This is a genomic window from Escherichia sp. KTE31 (genome assembly GCF_000407925.1).
Classification (GTDB): domain Bacteria; phylum Pseudomonadota; class Gammaproteobacteria; order Enterobacterales; family Enterobacteriaceae; genus Escherichia; species Escherichia ruysiae.
The window spans coordinates 1,404,556-1,427,221 of sequence record NZ_KE136722.1 but is presented as its reverse complement, the minus strand read 5'-3'; the positions used below and the strand labels follow the sequence as shown (position 1 = coordinate 1,427,221).

At 49.5% G+C, this 22,666-nt stretch carries 18 protein-coding genes and 1 pseudogene; 6 read left to right on the top strand and 13 right to left on the bottom strand.

Translation table 11 applies throughout. The features are described 5' to 3' along the window. Positions 1–133: 133 nt before the first annotated feature. The 13 genes and pseudogenes from ybgE to sdhC form a co-directional block, all read right to left on the bottom strand. Positions 134–427: a cyd operon protein YbgE gene (ybgE, locus tag WES_RS14325; protein WP_000034602.1), complete on the bottom strand. Its 294-nt coding sequence runs from the start codon at positions 425–427 to the stop codon at positions 134–136. Beyond that, positions 427–540, bottom strand: a complete 114-nt coding sequence (gene cydX, locus WES_RS14330) for a cytochrome bd-I oxidase subunit CydX (RefSeq protein ID WP_000270283.1) — start codon at positions 538–540, stop codon at positions 427–429. Before cydX ends, ybgE begins: the two co-directional genes overlap by 1 nt. 14 nt (positions 541–554) lie before the next feature. Further along, a complete protein-coding gene (gene cydB / locus WES_RS14335; protein WP_016159057.1) occupies positions 555–1,694 on the bottom strand; it encodes a cytochrome d ubiquinol oxidase subunit II in 1,140 nt (379 codons plus the stop codon). Between the two features lie 15 nt (positions 1,695–1,709). Further along, positions 1,710–3,278 (bottom strand): cytochrome ubiquinol oxidase subunit I, encoded by a 1,569-nt coding sequence (gene cydA / locus WES_RS14340; RefSeq protein WP_010345240.1) that lies wholly within the window; start codon positions 3,276–3,278, stop codon positions 1,710–1,712. Positions 3,279–4,757: 1,479 nt separating this feature from the next. After that, positions 4,758–5,362 (bottom strand): annotated as a pseudogene (locus WES_RS14345) (tetratricopeptide repeat protein); the annotation flags it as partial. A 219-nt stretch (positions 5,363–5,581) separates the two neighbouring features. Then, on the bottom strand, positions 5,582–6,451 hold the full coding sequence (gene sucD, locus WES_RS14350) for a succinate--CoA ligase subunit alpha (RefSeq protein WP_000025458.1): 870 nt from the start codon (positions 6,449–6,451) through the stop codon (positions 5,582–5,584). After that, positions 6,451–7,617 carry an ADP-forming succinate--CoA ligase subunit beta gene (sucC, locus tag WES_RS14355; RefSeq protein WP_001048602.1) on the bottom strand — a complete coding sequence of 389 codons (1,167 nt, stop codon included), beginning with the start codon at positions 7,615–7,617 and terminating at the stop codon, positions 6,451–6,453. Before sucC ends, sucD begins: the two co-directional genes overlap by 1 nt. A 184-nt stretch (positions 7,618–7,801) precedes the next feature. Then, positions 7,802–9,019, bottom strand: a complete 1,218-nt coding sequence (odhB, locus tag WES_RS14360) for a 2-oxoglutarate dehydrogenase complex dihydrolipoyllysine-residue succinyltransferase (RefSeq protein ID WP_016159059.1) — start codon at positions 9,017–9,019, stop codon at positions 7,802–7,804. A gap of 14 nt (positions 9,020–9,033) precedes the next feature. Further along, a complete protein-coding gene (gene sucA / locus WES_RS14365) occupies positions 9,034–11,835 on the bottom strand; it encodes a 2-oxoglutarate dehydrogenase E1 component (RefSeq protein WP_016159060.1) in 2,802 nt (933 codons plus the stop codon). Between the two features lie 258 nt (positions 11,836–12,093). Further along, positions 12,094–12,810: a succinate dehydrogenase iron-sulfur subunit SdhB gene (sdhB, locus tag WES_RS14370; RefSeq protein WP_001235258.1), complete on the bottom strand. Its 717-nt coding sequence runs from the start codon at positions 12,808–12,810 to the stop codon at positions 12,094–12,096. A gap of 15 nt (positions 12,811–12,825) precedes the next feature. Further along, a complete protein-coding gene (gene sdhA, locus WES_RS14375; RefSeq protein WP_016159061.1) occupies positions 12,826–14,592 on the bottom strand; it encodes a succinate dehydrogenase flavoprotein subunit in 1,767 nt (588 codons plus the stop codon). Further along, positions 14,592–14,939 (bottom strand): succinate dehydrogenase membrane anchor subunit, encoded by a 348-nt coding sequence (sdhD, locus tag WES_RS14380; protein WP_000254365.1) that lies wholly within the window; start codon positions 14,937–14,939, stop codon positions 14,592–14,594. The genes sdhA and sdhD overlap by 1 nt, the downstream gene beginning before the upstream one ends. Beyond that, complete coding sequence (gene sdhC / locus WES_RS14385; protein ID WP_000263351.1) at positions 14,933–15,337, bottom strand: succinate dehydrogenase cytochrome b556 subunit; 405 nt, start codon at positions 15,335–15,337, stop codon at positions 14,933–14,935. The genes sdhD and sdhC overlap by 7 nt, the downstream gene beginning before the upstream one ends. Positions 15,338–15,717: 380 nt before the next feature. On the opposite strand from sdhC, the gene WES_RS23960 reads away from it, so the two are divergent. The 6 genes from WES_RS23960 (at position 15,718) to WES_RS14410 (ending at position 22,580) form a co-directional block, all read left to right on the top strand. After that, on the top strand, positions 15,718–15,825 hold the full coding sequence (locus tag WES_RS23960) for a hypothetical protein (protein ID WP_122983127.1): 108 nt from the start codon (positions 15,718–15,720) through the stop codon (positions 15,823–15,825). A gap of 205 nt (positions 15,826–16,030) precedes the next feature. Further along, on the top strand, positions 16,031–17,314 hold the full coding sequence (gltA, locus tag WES_RS14390; RefSeq protein WP_000785828.1) for a citrate synthase: 1,284 nt from the start codon (positions 16,031–16,033) through the stop codon (positions 17,312–17,314). A gap of 385 nt (positions 17,315–17,699) precedes the next feature. Beyond that, positions 17,700–18,266 (top strand): fimbrial protein, encoded by a 567-nt coding sequence (locus tag WES_RS14395; RefSeq protein ID WP_000472410.1) that lies wholly within the window; start codon positions 17,700–17,702, stop codon positions 18,264–18,266. Between the two features lie 50 nt (positions 18,267–18,316). Next, entirely contained in the window at positions 18,317–20,776 is a 2,460-nt protein-coding gene (locus WES_RS14400; protein ID WP_167578187.1) for a fimbria/pilus outer membrane usher protein, read from the top strand. 14 nt (positions 20,777–20,790) lie between these two features. Next, positions 20,791–21,522, top strand: a complete 732-nt coding sequence (locus WES_RS14405; protein ID WP_016159063.1) for a fimbrial biogenesis chaperone — start codon at positions 20,791–20,793, stop codon at positions 21,520–21,522. Then, entirely contained in the window at positions 21,519–22,580 is a 1,062-nt protein-coding gene (locus WES_RS14410; protein ID WP_000102196.1) for a fimbrial protein, read from the top strand. Before WES_RS14405 ends, WES_RS14410 begins: the two co-directional genes overlap by 4 nt. The last annotated feature ends 86 nt before the right edge of the window (positions 22,581–22,666 follow it).

Here is a 22,666-nt window from a genome sequence, read left to right as displayed (position 1 = left end):
GCAACAAAAGTTAGAACTTTTAAACGCTGCTACTATACGCGTGCGATTGAGGTTTGGGAATGAGGGCAAGTTAAGGGAGCGTAAAAATTTATGGACTGTTGAAGGTCCATAAATTTTTAAAGAGAATTCTGATTTAAAAGAAGAAGAAAATCAGCCCGACAATGAGAACAATATCGGCAAGCAGTGGGCAAAAAATCCCTTGCCAAAGAACCTTCTGCGGACGAAAACCCACGCCGTGAATCACGCCAGCACAGACGGCCCACATCAGCAATAAACCATGCCAGATTTCCAGTTCACTGGTCTTCGCGGCGAAACGTGATGGGTCCCAAAACATACATCCTGCTAACAGAAGCGCCATCACGAAGGAAAGCGCCCGCAGGGGGCGCTTGTCCATTACCGCATACAAAGTTGCGATAATTTTACTCATTAGCTGTCTTCTTGACCGGCTTTGCCTGATTCGACGTGCTCAAGCGCCAGCGCGGTGATTACCCCAAATGAACAGGCAAGAAGCGTTCCCAGAATCCATGCGAAATACCACATTATTAGCTCCTTACTTAGTACAGAGAGTGGGTGTTACGTTCAATGTCTTCTTTGGTGATACGTCCGAACATTTTCCAGTAACACCAGGTGGTGTAGAGAAGAATGATCGGAACCAGAACCACCGCAACCCAGGTCATGACGTTAAGCGTCAGCTGGCTGGAAGTTGCATCCCACATCGTCAGACTTGCATTCATCATGGTGCTGGACGGCATCACAAACGGGAACATTGCAATACCGGCAGTCAGGATGATGCAGGCCAACGTCAGGGAGGAGAACACAAACGCCCACGCGGCTTTATCCATACGTGCAGTCAGGATGGTCAGCAGCGGCAGAACAACACCCAGCGCCGGAATGGCCCACAGAATCGGCGTGTTGTTGAAGTTCACCAGCCATGCGCCAGCTTCACGAACAACTTCTTTATTCAGCGGGTTAGATGCTGCGTAATGGTCCATTGTCGATTTAACGACATAACCGTCGATACCGTACATCACCCACACGCCAGCCAGTGCGAAGCAGACCAGTGTCACCAGCGCCGCCACCTGTGCAGTTGCACGGGTACGCAGGTGCAGTTCGCCCACGGTACGCATCTGCAGATAGGTCGCGCCCTGAGTAATGATCATCCCTACGCTCACCACACCGGCCAGCAGGCCGAACGGGTTAAGCAACTGGAAGAAGTTACCGGTGTAGTACAGACGCAGATATTCATCAACGTTGAACGGTACGCCCTGCAACAGGTTACCGAACGCCACACCAATCACCAGCGGCGGAACGAAGCTACCAATGAAGATGCCCCAGTCCCACATGTTGCGCCAACGGGTGTCTTCAATCTTGGAACGGTAATCAAAACCGACCGGACGGAAAAACAAAGACGCCAGTACGAGGATCATCGCGACATAGAAGCCGGAGAACGCAGCGGCATAAACCATCGGCCAGGCAGCGAACAGTGCGCCACCTGCGGTGATTAGCCATACCTGGTTACCGTCCCAGTGTGGCGCGATAGAGTTAATCATAATTCGACGCTCGGTGTCGTTACGACCGAGGAAACGGGTGAGCATCCCCACCCCCATGTCGAAACCGTCAGTGACTGCAAAACCAATCAGCAGAACGCCAACCAGCAGCCACCAGATAAAACGCAATACTTCATAATCGATCATTTGACGACTCCTGTCTTAGCGTGCCGGCTGAGTAGTCGTGGAAGACTGCTCAAAGTGATAGCGACCGGTTTTCAGGCTGCTTGGGCCAAGGCGTGCAAATTTGAACATTAAGAACAATTCTGCCACCAGGAACAGGGTATACAGGCCGCAAATCAGCACCATCGAGAAGATGAGATCGCCTGCAGTCAGTGACGAGTTCGCTACTGCGGTAGGCAACACTTCACCGATAGCCCACGGTTGACGACCGTATTCAGCAACGAACCAGCCCGCTTCTACAGCAATCCACGGCAGCGGAATACCGTACAGCGCGGCGCGCAGCAGCCATTTTTTCTCACCAATGCGGTTGCGGATTACACTCCAGAAGGAGAGCGCGATAATTGCCAGCAGCAGGAAGCCACACGCCACCATGATACGGAACGCGAAGTACAGCGGCGCTACACGTGGAATGGAGTCTTTGGTTGCCTGTTGAATCTGCGCTTCAGTCGCATCTGCCACGTTTGGCGTATAGCGTTTCAGCAGCAGACCGTAACCGAGGTCTTTCTTCATGCTATTGAACTGGTCACGTACAGCCTGATCGGTGGAACCAGAACGCAGTTGTTCGAGCAGAGAGTACGCTTTCATCCCGTTACGAATACGTTCTTCGTGCTGCACCATCAGTTCTTTCAGGCCGATAACCGGTGTATCCACGGAACGCGTTGCGATAATACCCAGCGCGTAAGGGATCTGGATCGCAAATTTGTTCGTCTGCTCTTCCTGATCAGGAATACCAAACAGAGTAAAGGCGGCAGGCGCAGGTTGAGTTTCCCACTCGGCTTCAATAGCAGCCAGTTTGGTTTTCTGCACATCGCCCATTTCGTAACCAGATTCATCACCCAGAACAATAACAGACAGGACGGCAGCCATACCGAAGCTGGCAGCGATAGCAAAGGAGCGTTTTGCGAAGGCGAAGTCACGACCTTTCAGCATATACCATGCGCTGATACCGAGGATGAACATCGCGCCAGTCACATAACCAGACGCTACAGTGTGAACGAATTTCACCTGAGCAACCGGGTTAAGCACCAGCTCGGAGAAGCTCACCATCTCCATACGCATAGTTTCGAAATTGAAATCGGACGCGATTGGGTTTTGCATCCAGCCGTTCGCAACCAGAATCCACAGAGCGGACAGGTTTGAACCGAGCGCCACCAGCCAGGTGACACACATATGCTGAACTTTACCCAGACGATCCCAACCGAAGAAGAACAGACCTACAAAGGTGGATTCGAGGAAGAAGGCCATCAGACCTTCGATTGCCAGCGGCGCACCGAAGATATCCCCCACATAGTGGGAATAGTAAGACCAGTTAGTCCCGAACTGGAACTCCATGGTCAGACCGGTTGCCACACCCAGAGCAAAGTTGATACCAAACAACTTGCCCCAGAACTTGGTCATATCTTTATAAATCTGTTTGCCGGAAAGGACGTAGACCGTTTCCATAATGGCCAGCAGGAACGCCATACCGAGCGTCAGCGGCACAAAAAGGAAGTGGTACATCGCGGTCAAGGCAAACTGTAAGCGCGACAGTTCGACTATATCTAACATCATGACTCCTTGCTCATCGCATGAAGACTCCGAGAGTGAACCCCGTTAGAAAGGGTCACACGCATGCCCCAATACAAAATTATTTGCTCGCCCCTATCGTTGCCATTTCATCAAAAGAGGAAAGACAATGATAAAAAAGTTACAAATATGTTAATGAATAAACCAAATTGATCCCGTAATTATATTACGCCGCAAAATCCTTACAATAAACAGGTTTTTATTGAGCAAAATTGCATTTTTCGACAGTGATCAATTTATAGCGAAATTGTCACCATCTCACCAATTTGATCTACGACAATTTATCGTGTTTTGCAGATTTTTTTCAAGAATTAAAAATTGATTTACATCAAAATCAATCAGATGTGTTAATTATGTGTGAAGTATGAATCACCAAAAGCCCTATTGTTAATTTATTGTAAAATAATAATGCAACATAATTATCACAACAAAAAGACATAGATAAAAAACCAGTATTTTATTTAACAAAGCCACCTTATCAATTTTTTATAATCCTAATTGATTAGAGTAGCCAATTTGTTGCTATTTCACATAACAAATTTTTATCATAGTTAATTGATTGTTGTCTTTATGAGCGCCGAACTGTAAATCCATTACCTATTGTTTCTCTGGTAATAATCACAAAAAGAAATAGATACCTTCGGTATAGTCAGATAGAACAAGAATTTTCAAAAGAATTTATATATGGCATTGATATTTCCCGATCTGTATTCAATGATTCCCTCAACGATTGAAAATCAAGAGAAATTGTCATAACGGGGATACGAAACAACAAAACGGAATTATAGCCAGGCGTTAGAAAACACAGGATATTCTCGGGTAACACGCCACTCTGTCTAAAAATATTAACTCTCTGCCTTACAAAGGATTCCCCATGAAGAAAGCAACACATGTGATTGGCGTTGATGCGATTGTACTCTCCTCTATCTATGGATATTAGCGATATCGACTCATCAAGCATGAACTGAGTGGTATTCAGCTCCATATGAACAGCAACCTGGTGGGTAAACATGATTTCGCCGTTGGAATCAAGGTTGTTCTGCAACATCTAACAGATGGCTTCAATCTGCCTGTTTTGGCCGTGTAATATTCTTAATTTAACCATTTGAATATGATGATGTTGTAAGATATCAGAAATTTAATTATCTGGAGATACGGCTTTACGACTACTGAACCTTAAAGTAATAGTTGATAATTCAGTAGTACATCAAGTGATATAACTAATTATATTAAAAAAATTTTTTATACAATCGCATTGTAAAGAAGCACCAGCTACTTATAAAGCCCCCAAAAAAAATATATATTAATTCATACTGAAATAATATTTTCGACCGTAGTTCACATTTGAAATGATTAATGACCTGCGCCTCTCACGCAGGTCAAATCAGGAAACTGTGTAACCGGCAAATAAAATGTTCGTAAACAGCGGGTATCATCAGTTGCCCTCAAAATACAGCTGATTTACATTTTTGCTTTTACACGTGCGATAGCCTCTTCATAAGAGGGCTTATTTTTTCCGCATAAGCGAGTTGATAATGCTGCAATGCATCAGCATTCTGTCCTGCAGTTTCATAAATTTTGGCAATGTTATAATAGGAGTTAGCGCGCGTTGTCGCCGCATTTGCTCCACTGGCTAACGAGATCGCTTTACGATTTGCCCAAATCGCTTCCGCTATGTTGCCATTTTTCTGATAAGCCAGACCCAGGTTACTAAATGCCTGTCCGTAATTGCCGTCTAATTCTGTTGCCTGTTGGAAGAGTTGAATGGCTTGCTCAAGTTGACCGGTTTTGTAAACAGCTTCGCCTTCACGATTATATTTTCTTGCCAGTTGAGTATCTCCACTGTTTTGCATCGCGGGCGAAGCCGGAGTTGAAGAGCCCGTCGCAGGCATTATCACAGTGGCTAAATCCCTGACGCCTAATGTGGTGTCATTAAAATTGGCGCTGGTAACAGAGTTGATATCTTCAAACTCGCCGTCTGGATTGAGTTTAAACACGGTCCAGATGTTCCCTCGTTCTCCAGCAGGGACACTATAACTACGCACCAGGGAGCTCGGCAGAACAATTTTCTTCATGTATAAATCCTTTTACTGCATGGAGAAGAGATATTTCACCGGGCATTATTGCGCAAGGGATGGGAAAAAAAGCAGCGGGAAAGCTTTTCAGATTAGCGCCCGAATAAAAACAAAAAAGGCCATCATAAGATGGCCAACCATGTCGAAACCGACAGCCCTTCGCCATTCCTGTAGAGGGAAGCGGCGAGGGCTATTTCTTATTACAGATATTTATTTCAGAACAGTTTTCAGTGCTTCACCGATATCCGCCAGGCTGCGAACGGTTTTCACGCCTGCGGCTTCCAGAGCCGCGAATTTCTCATCCGCAGTCCCTTTCCCACCGGCAATGATGGCACCCGCGTGGCCCATACGTTTGCCTTTCGGCGCAGTCACCCCAGCGATGTAGCCCACAACTGGCTTGGTAACATGCTCTTTGATGTACGCAGCTGCTTCTTCTTCTGCGCTACCGCCGATCTCACCGATCATCACGATCGCTTCGGTCTGCGGATCTTTTTCGAACATTTCGAGGATGTCGATAAAGTTAGAACCTGGGATCGGGTCGCCGCCGATACCAACACAGGTCGACTGACCGAAACCATAATCCGTGGTCTGTTTAACCGCTTCATAGGTCAGTGTACCGGAACGGGAAACGATACCCACTTTACCCGGTTTGTGAATGTGACCAGGCTGGATACCGATTTTGCATTCACCCGGGGTGATAACGCCTGGGCAGTTCGGGCCGATCATACGAACGCCTGCTTCGTCCAGTTTCACTTTCACAGTCAGCATATCCAGCGTCGGGATGCCTTCAGTGATGGTGATAATCAGTTTGATGCCTGCATCGATAGCTTCCAGAATGGAGTCTTTGCAAAACGGTGCTGGTACGTAGATAACAGAAGCGGTAGCGCCAGTGGCAGCAACGGCTTCACGCACGGTGTTGAACACCGGCAGGCCGAGGTGGGTGGTACCGCCTTTACCTGGGGTTACGCCGCCAACCATTTTGGTGCCGTATGCAATAGCCTGTTCTGAGTGGAAAGTCCCCTGGCTACCAGTAAAGCCCTGGCAGATAACCTTGGTGTTTTTATCAATTAAAATGGACATTATTTCCCCTCCACTGCGGCAACAACCTGCTGAGCTGCATCCGTCAGACCTTTTGCTGCAATAATATTCAGGCCGCTGTCAGCCAGTTTCTTCGCGCCGAGTTCGGCGTTGTTACCTTCCAGACGTACCACGACCGGTACGTTAACACCCACTTCCGCTACCGCGCCGATGATACCGTCAGCGATCAGGTCGCAACGAACGATACCGCCGAAGATGTTAACCAGAACGGCTTTCACTTTGTCGTCAGAGAGGATGATTTTGAACGCTTCGGTTACACGTTCTTTGGTTGCGCCGCCGCCAACGTCCAGGAAGTTAGCCGGTTCACCGCCGTGCAGTTTAACGATGTCCATGGTGCCCATTGCCAGGCCCGCGCCGTTAACCATGCAACCGATGTTACCGTCCAGCGCAACGTAGTTCAGTTCCCACTGTGCAGCCTGTGCTTCACGCGGATCTTCCTGCGACTGGTCACGCATTTCGCGCAGATCAGGCTGGCGGAACAGTGCGTTACCATCAGCGCCCAGTTTGCCGTCGAGGCAAATCAGATCGCCCTGCTTGGTAATAACCAGCGGGTTGATTTCGATCAGCGCCAGGTCGCGCTCCAGGAAAATGGTCGCCAGGCCCATGAAGATTTTGGTGAACTGCTGAACCAGTTTACCTTCCAGACCCAGTTTGAACGCCAGCTCACGTCCCTGATACGGCATCGGGCCAGTCAGCGGATCAAGCGCAACTTTGTGGATCAGGTGCGGGGTTTCTTCCGCCACTTTTTCGATTTCCACGCCGCCTTCGGTGGAGGCCATAAAGACCACACGGCGGGAACTACGGTCAACAACGGCGCCGAGATACAGCTCTTTAGCGATATCGGTCGCCGCTTCAACCAGAATCTGGTTAACCGGTTGGCCATTGGCATCTGTTTGATACGTTACCAGACGCTTGCCCAGCCAGTTCTCTGCAAAAGCACGGATGTCTTCTTTGCTGTTTACAACTTTCACACCGCCCGCTTTACCACGGCCACCAGCGTGAACCTGACATTTCACTACCCACGGACCCGCACCGATTTTTGAAGCGGCTTCTTCTGCTTCGCGCGGAGTAGTACAGGCATAACCCACTGGCGCCGGTAAGCCATAGCGGGCAAAAAGTTGTTTTGCCTGATATTCATGTAAGTTCATGTGTTCTGTCCATCCTTTAGTAATCGTTATCTTTTAAACCGTAGACCGAATATGACGTATCGTTTCCGGGCATTGTCGGTCACCCGTAAGCCTGATAAGACGCGCCAGCGTCGCATCAGGCTTCAATTGCCGGAGAAGGCGATAACCCCTTATCCGGTCTACAGTGCAGGTGAGGCTTAAACTACTACACGTCCAGCAGCAGACGCGTCGGATCTTCCAGCAACTCTTTGATCGTTACCAGGAAGCCCACGGATTCGCGACCATCGATCAGACGGTGATCGTAGGACAGCGCCAGGTACATCATCGGCAGGATCTCAACCTGACCATTCACCGCCATCGGACGATCTTTGATAGCGTGCATACCCAGAATTGCGCTCTGCGGCGGGTTGATGATAGGCGTTGACATCAGGGAACCGAACACACCACCGTTGGTTATGGTGAAGTTACCACCGGTCAGATCTTCAACCGTCAGCTTACCGTCACGGCCTTTAACAGCCAGCTCTTTGATTTTCTTCTCGATATCTGCCATGCCGAGAGTATCGACATCACGCAGAACCGGCGTCACCAGACCGCGCGGCGTAGAAACCGCCATGCTGACGTCGAAATAGTTGTGGTAAACCACATCATCGCCATCGATAGAAGCATTCACTTCCGGGTAACGTTTCAGGGCTTCAACCACCGCTTTCACGTAGAAGGACATAAAGCCCAGACGGATGCCGTGACGTTTTTCAAATGCTTCACCGTACTGCTTACGCAGATCCATAATCGGCTTCATGTTGACTTCGTTGAACGTGGTCAACATGGCGGTGGAGTTTTTCGCTTCCAGCAGACGCTCTGCCACACGCTTACGCAGGCGAGTCATCGGGACACGTTTTTCGCTACGTGCAGCCAGTGCTGGTTGTGCCGCTGGAGCAGCAGCAGCCGGTGCAGACTCTTTCGCCGTGGCTTTCGCCAGATGTTTTTCCACATCTTCACGGGTCAGACGACCACCGACACCAGTGCCTTTAATCGCGCTAGCTTCGAGGTTGTGTTCAGCCAGCAGGCGACGGATCGCCGGGCTTAACGCGTCGTTGTTTTGCTCTTCCAGAGACGCCTGCTGGCGTTGCGCCGGAGTGGACGCTTTCTCTTCAGATTTGGCGCTGGTTTCTTTACCGGCGCTGTTGCCTTCACGCAGGCGACCGAGGATCTGACGAGACGTTACAGTTGTACCTTCATCTTCCAGAACCGCATCCAGAATGCCGTCTGCTGATGCCGGTACTTCCAGTACCACTTTGTCAGTTTCGATTTCTACCAGCACTTCATCACGTACGACTGCGTCGCCGGGTTTTTTATGCCAGGTTGCGACGGTGGCATCGGCTACGGATTCAGGCAGGTCAGGGACCAGAATATCTACGCTACTCATTGTGTATCCTTTATTTATTCGACGTTCAGCGCGTCATTAACCAGATCTTGTTGCTGTTTCTGGTGAACGGACATATACCCTACCGCCGGAGAGGCGGAGGCCGGGCGGCCTGCATAACGCAGAGAAGCCCCAAACGGAATCACTTCACGGAAATGATGCTGGCTGCAGTACCATGCGCCCTGGTTGAGCGGTTCTTCCTGGCACCAGACAAAATCCTTGACGTGAGCAAACTGCTGCAACACTTCCTGCATCGCTTTGTGCGGGAACGGGTAGAGTTGCTCGATACGCACAATGGCGACATCGCGTTGATTGTTCTTACGGCGTTGTTCCAGCAGGTCGTAATAAACCTTACCAGAACACATCACGACACGCTTCACGCCCTTCGGATCAAGCTCGTCGATTTCACCGATGGCAGGCAGGAAGGTGCCGTTCGCCAGTTCTTCGAGGCTGGAAACCGCCAGCGGATGACGCAGCAGGGATTTCGGCGACATCACGACCAGCGGACGACGCATCCCGCGCAGCGCCTGACGACGCAGCATGTGGTAAACCTGTGCCGGGGTAGACGGTACGCAAACCTGCATGTTTTGCTCAGCGCAAAGTTGCAGATAACGTTCCAGACGCGCGGAGGAGTGCTCCGGCCCCTGCCCTTCGTAACCGTGCGGCAGTAGCATCACCAGACCACACATCCGACCCCATTTCTGTTCGCCAGAGGAGATGAACTGGTCGATAACCACCTGCGCACCGTTGGCGAAGTCACCGAACTGTGCTTCCCAGATGGTCAGGGTGCGTGGTTCTGCGGTGGCATAACCGTATTCAAACGCCAGCACAGCTTCTTCAGATAGTACGGAGTCCCAGACGCGGAACGCGCCCTGGCCGTTATGGATATGTTGCAGCGGCGTGTAAGTGGAACCGTTAGACTGGTTATGGATCACCGCGTGACGGTGGAAGAACGTACCGCGACCGGAGTCTTCACCCGACAGGCGAACCGGAATGCCTTCATCAACCAGCGTGGCGTAAGCGAGGTTTTCCGCACCGCCCCAGTCGAACAGTTTCTCACCAGCAGCCATCGCCTGGCGATCGCCATAAATCTTGGCAACGCGAGACTGCATTTCAATGGCTTCTGGCACCGTGCTGATGCGTTTAGCCAGCTCCTGCAGGCGCTTCATCTCAACTTTGTTCGGGTACTCTTCGTCCCATTCGTGGTTGAGGTACGGCGACCAGGTGAAGGAGTGCATGTTCATCGGACGCCACTCTGCCACCACGCAATCGCCAGCATCCAGCGCATCGCGGTACAGGTTAACCATCTCGGTGGCATCTTCCAGCGTCGCCACTTTTTCCTGCTCCAGCTTGTCAGCGTAGATTTTGCGCGGCGTTGGATGTTTTTTGATTTTCTGATACATCAGCGGCTGAGTTGCACTCGGCTCGTCGGCTTCGTTATGGCCATGACGGCGGTAGCATACCAGGTCGATGAAGACATCACGTTTAAAGGTGTTACGGAAATCGAGCGCCAGACGGGTCACAAAGGCAACGGCTTCCGGATCGTCCGCGTTAACGTGGAAAATCGGTGCCTGAACCATCTTGCCGATATCAGTACAGTACGGCGTCGAACGGGCATCCAGCGGGTTAGAGGTGGTGAAGCCAACCTGGTTGTTGATAACGATACGTACCGTACCACCAACTTCATAACCACGCGCTTTCGACATGTTCAGAGTTTCCTGAACCACGCCCTGCCCGGTCACTGCGGCGTCACCGTGGATGGTGATTGGCAGCACTTTGTTGCTGCTCGGCTCATCAAGTCTGTCCAGACGGGCACGAACAGAACCGATAACTACCGGGCTTACAATCTCAAGATGAGACGGGTTAAACGCCAGTGCCAGGTGCACCAGGCCACCATCGGTCTGGAAGTCAGACGAGAAGCCCATGTGGTATTTCACGTCACCCGTGCCGAGGTGTTCTTTATGTTTACCGGCAAACTCGTCGAACAAGTCTTGCGGTTTTTTACCCAGCACGTTCACCAGCACGTTCAGACGACCACGGTGCGCCATCCCGAGAACCACTTCACGGGTGCCGCTGTTGCCCGCGTGGCGGATCATCTCTTTAAGCATCGGGATTAACGCGTCACCGCCTTCCAGCGAGAAGCGTTTTGCGCCAGGGAATTTTGCGCCGAGGTAACGTTCAAGGCCTTCAGCGGCGGTCAGTTCGCTTAAGAAGCGTTTTTTCTCTTCGCTATTGAAAGTCGCGCGACCAGACTCGATACGCTGTTGGATCCAGCGTTTTTCTTCGGTGCTGGTAATGTGCATATACTCGGCACCAATCGGGCCGCAGTAGGTTTGCTTGAGGGCTTCCAGCAGCTCGCCGAGTTTCATGGTCTCTTTGCCGCTGGCAAATGAACCAACGTTGAAAGTCTCCTGGAAGTCTGCTTCGGTCAGATCGTGGAAAGACGGATCCAGATCGGCCACTTTATCTTGCTGCCACAGTCCCAGCGGATCGAGATTCGCATGCTGGTGACCACGGAAGCGGTATGCGTTAATGAGCTGCAGGACTTTAACCTGCTTCACATTGGTGTCAGGGTCGGAGATCGTTGAAGAGTAACGTGAAGCGTCTTTCGCCAGGCGGCGGAAATATTCACGCGTTTGAGAGTGGAATTGATCCGGTTTGACTCCCGTACCAGGTAACTGCTGGAACGTCGAACGCCAGTTAGCGTCAACCGAGTCAGGATCGGTTAAGAAGTCTTCATAGAGCTGTTCTATCCAGCTCTGGTTTGCGCCAGAGAGGTAAGAAGAGTCCAACCAGGCTTTCAAAGCGCTGTTCTGCATCGTGATCCCTTAAGCATCTTTTTTATGCTTACTTCGCCGTGGATACTACCACGCACAGTGATGTGCGTGCCGGGGTTCACTTGTTGCGGACTTGTCGTGTTTTCTGCGTCCGCTAAGGAACCTTTAAAAACTGTCTTAGTGTCAGGGGCAGTTTTTAAAGATTTCCTGCATTTCTTTTCCAGGCCGGATAAGGCGTTTACGCCACATCCGGCACTGGTTGCCTGATGCGACGCTTGCGCGTCTTATCAGGCCTGGTATTTATGCATTACGTTGCAACAACATCGACTTGATATGGCCGATGGCACGCGTCGGATTCAGCCCTTTCGGACATACACTGACGCAGTTCATGATGCTGTGACAGCGGAATACACTGAATGCATCACTCAAACCGTCAAGGCGACTGTCAGTCTCGGTATCACGGCTATCAATCAGGAAACGATACGCCGCTAACAAGCCTGCAGGACCGATAAACTTATCGGGATTCCACCAGAAAGACGGACAAGAGGTTGAACAACATGCGCAGAGAATACATTCATACAGCCCGTCGAGTTTTTCACGTTGCTCTGGCATTTGTAAATGCTCACGAGCTGGTAGATTTTGTCCATTATTCAACAAGTAAGGCTTAATTTTCTCATATTGCGCATAGAATTGTCCCATGTCTACCACCAAATCGCGGATCACCGGTAAACCTGGCAACGGACGAATTACAATCTTCTTGCCCGGCTGGTTGAGTGCCGAAATCGGGGTAATACAGGCCAGACCATTCTTGCCATTCATGTTCAGACCGTCGGAACCACACACACCTTCACGGCAGGAGCGGCGGAACGACAGGCTGGGATCTTTCTCTTTCAGCTGAATAAGCGCATCCAGCAGCATCATGTCGCGACCTTCTTCCGCTTCCAGGGTGTAATCCTGCATACGCGGAGCATCATCAACATCCGGGTTATAGCGATAAATTGAAAACTCGAGTCTCATTTTCCTGTCTCCGCATTAGTAAGTACGAATCTTCGGCGGGAATGCCGGGCGCAGTTTCGGTTCCATGTTGACGCTACGTCGCGTCATGGATTCCGACTCTGGCAGATACAGGGAGTGGCACAGCCAGTTTTCATCATCACGATCCGGGAAGTCGAAGCGGCTATGCGCGCCACGGCTTTCAGTACGGAAGTTGGCAGAAACAGCCGTTGCATACGCCGTTTCCATCAGGTTATCCAGTTCCAGGCATTCAACGCGCTGGGTGTTGAACTCGCTGGAAGTGTCATCCAGACGGGCATTTTTCAGACGCTCGCGGATCACTTTCAACTGCTCAAGCCCTTTCGCCATCGCATCACCTTCACGGAATACCGAGAAATTATGCTGCATACATTCTTGCAGTGCTTTACGAATCACCACCGGATCTTCACCGTTACGGTTATTATTCCAGCGGTTCAGGCGCTCCAGAGAAACTTCAACATCAGACTCGCTGGCATCGCGCAGTGCGCCCTGCTCGGCGATAGACTCTTGCAGATGCAGACCTGCCGCGCGACCAAATACCACCAGATCCAGCAGCGAGTTGCCGCCAAGGCGGTTAGCACCGTGTACCGATACGCAAGCAATTTCCCCCACCGCGAACAGGCCAGGGATCACCACATCTTCGCCCTTCTCGTTCACCGTCAGCGCCTGACCGGTCACTTTGGTCGGTATACCGCCCATCATATAGTGACAGGTTGGGATAACCGGAATCGGTTCTTTAACCGGATCAACGTGAGCGAAGGTACGGGAGAGTTCCAGGATACCCGGCAAGCGGGATTCGAGAACTTCTTTACCCAGGTGGTCGAGTTTCAGTTTTGCGTGTGGTCCCCACGGACCATCACAGCCGCGACCTTCACGGATTTCGATCATGATGGAGCGCGCCACCACATCACGACCCGCCAGGTCTTTAGCGTTCGGCGCATAACGCTCCATAAAGCGTTCGCCATGTTTGTTCAGCAGATAGCCGCCTTCACCACGGCAGCCCTCGGTTACCAGTACGCCCGCACCGGCAATCCCCGTCGGGTGGAACTGCCACATTTCCATATCCTGCACAGGTACGCCTGCACGGATAGCCATGCCGACGCCGTCGCCGGTGTTAATGTGGGCATTAGTGGTGGACTGATAAATACGCCCTGCCCCGCCGGTCGCCAGCACGGTAGCGCGAGCTTTGAAGTAAACCACTTCACCAGTTTCGATGCACAGTGCGGTACAACCTACCACTGCGCCATCCTGGTTTTTCACCAGATCCAGCGCATACCATTCGGAGAAAATAGTGGTATGGTTTTTCAGGTTCTGCTGATAAAGCGTGTGCAACAGTGCGTGACCGGTACGGTCAGCCGCTGCCGCTGTACGTGCCGCCTGCTCACCGCCGAAGTTTTTCGACTGGCCGCCAAACGGACGTTGATAGATACGACCATCATCAAGACGCGAAAACGGCAGACCCATGTGTTCCAGTTCCAGAATCGCTTCCGGCCCGGTTTTACACATATATTCAATCGCGTCCTGGTCACCGATATAGTCCGACCCTTTTACGGTGTCGTACATATGCCATTCCCAGTTATCTTCATGGGTATTACCCAGCGCAACGGTAATGCCGCCTTGCGCAGAAACGGTATGGGAACGGGTCGGGAAGACTTTAGAGAGCAGCGCACAGGTCTGGCCGCTCTGGGAAATTTGCAGCGCCGCGCGCATACCTGCGCCACCAGCACCAATCACAACTGCATCAAATTCTCTGACTGGCAATTTCATTACACACCCCACACCACAACGAATCCATAAATCACGTAAACCACCAGTGCAACGACAATCACCAGTTGCAGCATCAGGCGCAAAGCCAGAGGTTTAACGTAGTCGGTCAACACCTGCCACATGCCGATCCAGGCATGGATCAAGATGGAAAACAGCGCCAGCAGGGTGAACACTTTAGTGAACGCAGAGGCAAAGAAACCGATCCAGACTTCATATGTCAGTTCGCCACTGGTAGCGAAAAAACCGACCATATAAATGATGTAGAGCGTCAGGACGATAGCAGTAGCGCGAACGAGGATGAAATCATGTACGCCATTGCGTCCTAATGCGGAGGCGTTGCTTACCATACGAGGACTCCTGCAAGAATTGAAAGCACGACAGTAATGACAAAGGAGATTTTGGCGGAGCGTTTACCCGCTTCGAATGTTTCTTCCAGATAGCCAAAATCCATCATCATGTGGCGAATACCTACGATGACGTGATACGCCAGAGCGGTAAGGATGCCCCACATGATAAATTTGACGAAGAAGCTGCCCATAATGGCGGAAGCTTGCTCGAAACCTTCAGGGGAAGAGAGGCTGGTACCCAGAAGCCACAGCAGGATGCCCACTGCAACAAAGGTGATCACACCGGAAACGCGATGGAGAATGGACGCTATCGCCGTGACGGGGAACCGGATGGTCTGTAGGTCCAGATTAACAGGTCTTTGTTTTTTCACATTTCTTATCATGAATAACGCCCACATGCTGTTCTTATTATTCCCTGGGGACTACGGGTACAGAGGATAACTTTCTGTTACCTGGAGACGTCGGGATTTCCTTCCTCCGGTCTGCTTGCGGGTCAGACAGCGTCCTTTCTATAACTGCGCGTCATGCAAAACACTGCTTCCAGATGCGAAAACGACACGTTACAACGCTGGGTGGCTCGGGATTGCAGGGTGTTCCGGAGACCTGGCGGCAGTATAGGCCGTTCACAAAATCATTACAATTAACCTACATATGCTTTGTCGGGTTTTATCCAGAACAGTGATCTGAGTCACGATAACAACATTTATTTAATTTTTAACCATCTCATTTGACAATCATTCAACAAAGTTGTTACAAACATCATCAGGAAAAGCATATAATGCGTAAAAGTTATGGGGTCACTATTTCACCTAAGATTAACTTATGTAACAGTGTGGAAGTATTGACCAATCCATCCAGGACAGTTATTAGTGATAGACAGGTTTAATAATTCGGATTGCTAAGTGCTTGATTCGCCGTTTATTCGTCATCAATGAATCCTTTACCTGCAAGCGCCCAGAGCTCTGTACCCAGGTTTTCCCCTCTTTCACAGAGCGGCGAGCCAAATAACAAACGGGTAAAGCCAGGTTGATGTGCGAAGGCAAATTTAAGTTCCGGCAGTCTTACGCAATAAGGCGCTAAGGAGACCTTAAATGGCTGATACAAAAGCAAAACTCACCCTCAACGGGGATACAGCTGTTGAACTGGATGTGCTGAAAGGCACGCTGGGTCAAGATGTTATTGATATCCGTACTCTCGGTTCAAAAGGTGTCTTCACCTTTGACCCAGGCTTCACTTCAACCGCATCCTGCGAATCTAAAATTACTTTTATTGATGGTGATGAAGGTATTTTGCTGCATCGAGGTTTCCCGATCGATCAGCTGGCGACCGATTCTAACTACCTGGAAGTCTGTTACATTCTGCTGAATGGTGAAAAACCGACCCAGGAACAGTATGACGAGTTTAAAACTACAGTTACCCGTCATACGATGATCCACGAACAGATCACCCGCCTGTTCCACGCCTTCCGTCGCGACTCTCATCCGATGGCGGTCATGTGCGGTATTACCGGCGCGCTGGCAGCGTTTTATCACGACTCACTTGACGTCAATAACCCACGTCATCGTGAAATCGCCGCGTTCCGTCTGCTGTCGAAAATGCCGACCATGGCTGCGATGTGTTACAAATACTCCATCGGTCAGCCATTTGTTTACCCGCGCAATGACCTTTCTTACGCTGGCAACTTCCTGCACATGATGTTCTCCACGCCGTGCGAACCGTATGAAGTCAATCCAATTCTGGAACGTGCAATGGATCGTATTCTGATCCTGCACGCTGACCACGAGCAGAATGCTTCTACCTCTACCGTGCGTACCGCTGGCTCTTCGGGTGCAAACCCGTTTGCTTGTATCGCAGCAGGTATTGCTTCGCTGTGGGGGCCAGCTCACGGTGGTGCTAACGAAGCTGCGCTGAAAATGCTGGAAGAAATCAGCTCCGTTAAGCACATTCCGGAATTTGTTCGTCGTGCGAAAGACAAAAATGATTCTTTCCGCCTGATGGGCTTCGGTCACCGCGTGTACAAAAATTACGACCCGCGCGCCACCGTAATGCGTGAAACCTGCCATGAAGTCCTGAAAGAGCTGGGCACCAAAGATGACCTGCTGGAAGTGGCAATGGAGCTGGAAAACATCGCGCTGAACGACCCGTACTTTATCGAGAAGAAACTGTACCCGAACGTCGATTTCTACTCCGGTATTATCCTGAAAGCGATGGGTATTCCGTCTTCCATGTTCACCGTGATCTTCGCTATGGCACGTACGGTTGGCTGGATCGCCCACTGGAGCGAAATGCACAGTGACGGCATGAAAATTGCCCGTCCGCGTCAGCTGTATACTGGCTATGAAAAACGTGACTTTAAAAGCGATATCAAACGTTAATCGTTGATGACTGAGCAGTAAATTCATCTAACCCGCCCTTTTTATATGGCGGGTTATTTTTTGTTGGATAAAACACGAAAAATTGTAAAAATAAAATTAAAAAGCGGACAAGGAACAAAAAAACAAGCAGCTTACATAGCAATCAATATAATATCTTTTTAGGAATAATTGTCCTCTCCGTCCTGTTTATAACCTTCTGAATATTATGCATATCCATTTCTCACTTCTATTTTTAATAGCCAAATCAATTCACATCACAAATTAATTACTTTCGTATTTAGTAATACTAAATCTATTTTTAAGTAAAACTAAAAACACTCCACACGCAAAATCAGATAATCTGGCAGAGCTATACTATTTTTCTATTTCCTTAAAGGATTCTGTTATGTTTAAAGGACAAAAAACATTGGCCGCATTGGCCGTATCTCTGTTGTTCACTGCTCCTGTTTATGCTGCAGACGAAGGCTCTGGTGAGATTCACTTTAAAGGTGAAATTATTGAAGCTCCTTGTGACATTCATCCAGATGATGTTGATAAAAATATTGACCTTGGACAAGTCACGACGACCCATATAAACCGGGATCATCACAGCAATAAAGTGGCCGTCGACATTCGCTTAATAAACTGTGACCTGCCAAGTTCTGATAATGGTAGCGGTTCGCCGATATCCAAAGTTGCCGTAACCTTCGACGGTTCGGCTAAAACGACCGGGGCAACACCTCTGTTGAGTAATACCAGTGCTGGCGAAGCAACAGGTGTCGGCGTAAGACTGATGGACAAAAATGACACAAACATCGTATTGGGTACAGCTGCGCCAGACCTCGACCTGGATTCAAGCTCAACAGAACAAACGCTGAACTTCTTTGCCTGGATGGAACAAATTGATAATGCAGTCAATGTCACGGCTGGTGCCGTAACCGCTAACGCGACCTACGTTCTGGATTATAAATAAGCATAATTATGGCGGCGACGTAGCCGCCTTTCTGCAAATATTTATCAGGTATGGACACCGTGAATATTTATCGACTCTCTTTTATTTCCTGCCTGACGATGGTAATGCCGTCCGCGCTGGCGGTCGAATTTAACCTGAGCGTCCTCGACAAATCGATGCGTGATAGCATTGATATTTCATTATTAAAAGACAAAGGGGTGATTGCCCCCGGTGAATATTTTGTTAGCATTGCCGTTAATAATAACCAAATCAGTAACGGGCAAAAAATTAGCTGGCAAAAAAGCGGTGATAAAACCATTCCGTGCATTGATGAATCACTGGTGGATAAATTCGGTTTAAAACCAGACTTCCGTCAATCATTAATACAGAGAAATCAGTGTGTTGATTTTAGTCCGCATCCAGAAATACTCTTCAATTTCGATCAAACCAATCAGCAACTCAATATCACCATTCCGCAAGCGTGGCTGGCATGGCACTCAGAAAACTGGATGCCGCCATCAACATGGAAAGAAGGTGTAGCCGGCTTTCTGATGGATTACAACCTGTTTGCCAGCAACTACCGTCCACAAGGCAGTAGCAGCAACACCAACCTGAACGCTTATGGTACTACCGGTATTAACATGGGTGCATGGCGCTTACGCAGCGATTACCAGTTGAGCCGTTTCGAAAGCGACGATGCCCATGACCAGAGCGGCGGAATATCACGTACTTATCTTTTTCGCCCACTACCGCAATTAGGTTCGAAATTAACCCTGGGCGAAACTGATTTCAGTTCCAATATTTTCGACGGTTTTTCTTATACCGGTGCGGCACTGACCAGCGATGACCGGATGTTGCCCTGGGAACTGCGCGGTTACGCCCCACAAATCAGCGGTATCGCGCAAACCAACGCCACCGTCACCGTAAGTCATTCGGGGCGAGTTATTTACCAGAAAAAAGTCCCGCCAGGCCCGTTTATCATTGATGACATCAATCAGTCTGTCCAGGGTACGCTGGATGTCAAAGTGACGGAAGACGATGGACGTGTGAACAACTTTCAGGTTTCGGCCGCCTCGACACCCTTCCTGACGCGCCAGGGTCAGGTTCGCTATAAACTTGCTGTTGGGCAGCCGCGAACCTCAATGTCTCATCAAACTGAAAATGAAACCTTTTTTAGCAATGAAATGTCCTGGGGGATGCTCTCGAATACCTCGTTATATGGCGGTTTGCTACTCTCCGGAAATGACTATCATTCTGGCGCAATAGGCATCGGGCAAAATATGCTCTGGCTGGGAGCATTGTCATTTGATGTCACCTGGGCCAGTAGCCAATTTGATACCCAGCAGGACGAGCGAGGCTTAAGCTACCGTTTCAATTACAGCAAACAAGTGGACGCCACAAATAGTACGATTTCACTCGCTGCTTATCGCTTCTCCGATCGTCATTTTCACAGCTACGCCAACTATCTGGATCACAAATACAACGACAACGATGCACAAGACGAAAAACAGACGATCAGCTTATCAGTAGGCCAACCGATACCCCCTCTGAACCTCAACCTGTACGCCAACCTGTTACATCAGACCTGGTGGAACGCAAATACCTCCACGACTGCCAACATAACGGCAGGTTTTAATATTGATATCGGTGAGTGGAAAGATATATCAATTTCGACGTCATTCAACACAACCCACTACGAAGACAAAGATCGCGACAACCAGATTTACCTGTCGATTTCATTACCTGTCGGTAACGGTGGTCGAGTCGGCTATGACATGCAAAACAGTAGTAACAGCACTACACACCGCATGTCGTGGAACGATACGCTGGATGAACGTAATAGCTGGGGCATGTCTGCCGGAGCACAATCCGATCGCCCTGATAATGGCGCACAGGTGAGCGGCAACTATCAACACCTGAGTTCAGCCGGTGAATGGGATTTGTCTGGCACTTATGCCGCCAATGATTACAGCTCCGTCAGCAGTAGCTGGAGTGGTTCCTTTACCGCCACTCAATATGGCGCAGCCTTCCATCGCCGCAGTTCAACCAACGAGCCACGGCTGATGGTCAGCACCGACGGCGTGGCAAATATTCCGGTTCAGGGTAACCTCGACTACACCAACCATTTTGGTATTGCGGTAGTGCCGCTAATTTCCAGTTACCAACCTTCCACCGTGGCAGTCAACATGAATGATTTACCTGACGGCGTGACTGTTGCTGAAAACGTCATCAAAGAAACGTGGATTGAAGGCGCTATTGGTTACAAATCGCTGGCTTCCCGTTCTGGTAAAGACGTTAACATTATTATTCGCGACGTCAGCGGTCACTATCCCCCTCTCGGTGCCGATATTCAGCAGAATGGCAGCGGAATCAGTGTAGGTATGGTTAGCGAGGAAGGCCATGCCTGGCTTGGTGGAGTAGCTGAAAACCAGCAATTTACAGTGCTCTGGGGTGACAAACAAAGTTGCATTATTCATCTGCCAGAACGTCTGGAAGATACGACCAAACGCCTGATTTTACCTTGTCATTAATTAAGGAAAAGAGAATGACATTTATTAAAGGATTGCCCCTGATTCTGTTAGCTGTCAGCCTGGGTAGCCACGCTGCCGTGCAACCCGATCGCACACGAGTTGTGTTTAACGCCAACGACAAAGCCACCAGCCTGCGCATAGAAAATCAGAGTGACAAACTGCCTTACCTTGCTTATTCCTGGATAGAAAATGATAAAGGGGAGAAAAGCGACGATCTTCTGATCGCTCTGCCACCAATACAGCGCCTGGAACCAAAAGCAACATCGCAGGTGCGGATTGTAAAGCAAGCGTCAACCACACAGTTGCCCGACGATCGTGAAACGCTGTTCTACTATAACATGCGCGAAATTCCGCCAGCACCGGATAAAAGCAGCGACCATGCGATACTTCAGGTCGCGATCCAAAGCCGTATCAAGTTGTTCTGGCGACCTGCGGCATTGCGCAAGAAAACAGGTGAACACGTAGAGCTACAGTTACAGGTTAGCCAGCAGGGCAACCAACTTACCCTGAAAAACCCTACCGCCTATTACCTGACGATTGCCTATCTTGGGCAAAATGATAAAGGTGTGCTCCCCGGTTTTAAATCGCTGATGATTGCCCCTTTTAGCACCGTCACAACGAATACTGGAAGCTATAACGGTAATCATTTTTACCTGGGTTACATGGATGATTACGGCGCATTACGGATGAATACTCTGAACTGTAACGGACAATGTCGTTTACAGGCGGTGGAGGCGAAGAAATGAGTACTGACAAGGGATTGTTGCTCATCATCTGTCTGTTATTTCTGCCGTTGAAGTCTGCGCTGGCGCTGAACTGCTATTTTGGCGCATCTGGCGGATCTGTAGAAAAATCAGAAGCTATTCAACCCTTTGCTGTGCCAGGCAATGCCAAACCTGGCGATAAAATCTGGGAATCTGACGATATTAAAATTCCCGTCTATTGTGACAACAATACTAACGGCAACTTTGAAAGCGAGCATGTTTATGCCTGGGTAAACCCCTACCCCGGAATGCAGGATCGCTATTATCAACTTGGCGTAACATATAACGGCGTTGATTACGATGCCAGTCTCGGGAAAAGCCGAATCGACACCAACCAGTGTATCGACAGCAAGAAAATTGATATCTACACACCAGAGCAAATCATTGCCATGGGGTGGCAAAATAAGATTTGTTCCGGCGATCCCAGCAATATTCATATGTCGCGTACATTTCTCGCGCGTATGCGGCTCTATGTTAAAGTTCGTGAAATGCCGCCGCATGATTATCAAAGTACGCTGAGCGACTATATTGTGGTGCAATTTGATGGCGCTGGCAGTGTTAATGAAGATCCTTCCGCCCAAAACCTGAAATATCACATTACCGGTCTGGAAAACATCCGTGTACTGGATTGCAGCGTTAACTTTTCTATTTCGCCTGAAACACAGGTGATTGATTTTGGTAAATTTAACGTACTGGATATTCGCCGTCACACGATGTCGAAAAGTTTTAGTATTAAGACGACGAAATCACAAAATGACCAGTGCACCGACGGATTTAAAGTCAGTTCCTCGTTTTATACCGAAGAAACGTTGGTTGAAGAAGATAAAGCATTGTTGATTGGTAATGGCCTTAAACTACGTTTACTGGATGAAAACGCCTCGCCCTATACTTTCAACAAATACAGCGAATATGCCGATTTCACCAGCGACATGTTAGTTTATGAAAAAAACTTTACCGCCGAATTGTCATCCATACCAGGCACCCCCATCGAGGCTGGTCCCTTCGATACAGTAGTGCTTTTTAAGATTAACTATAACTGAGTTACCATGATGCCCTTTGCAGCCAGAAAGGGCATCGCTTTCAGATAATTGCTTATTTTCCCCTTTTCCTTGATTACCGTTATTTT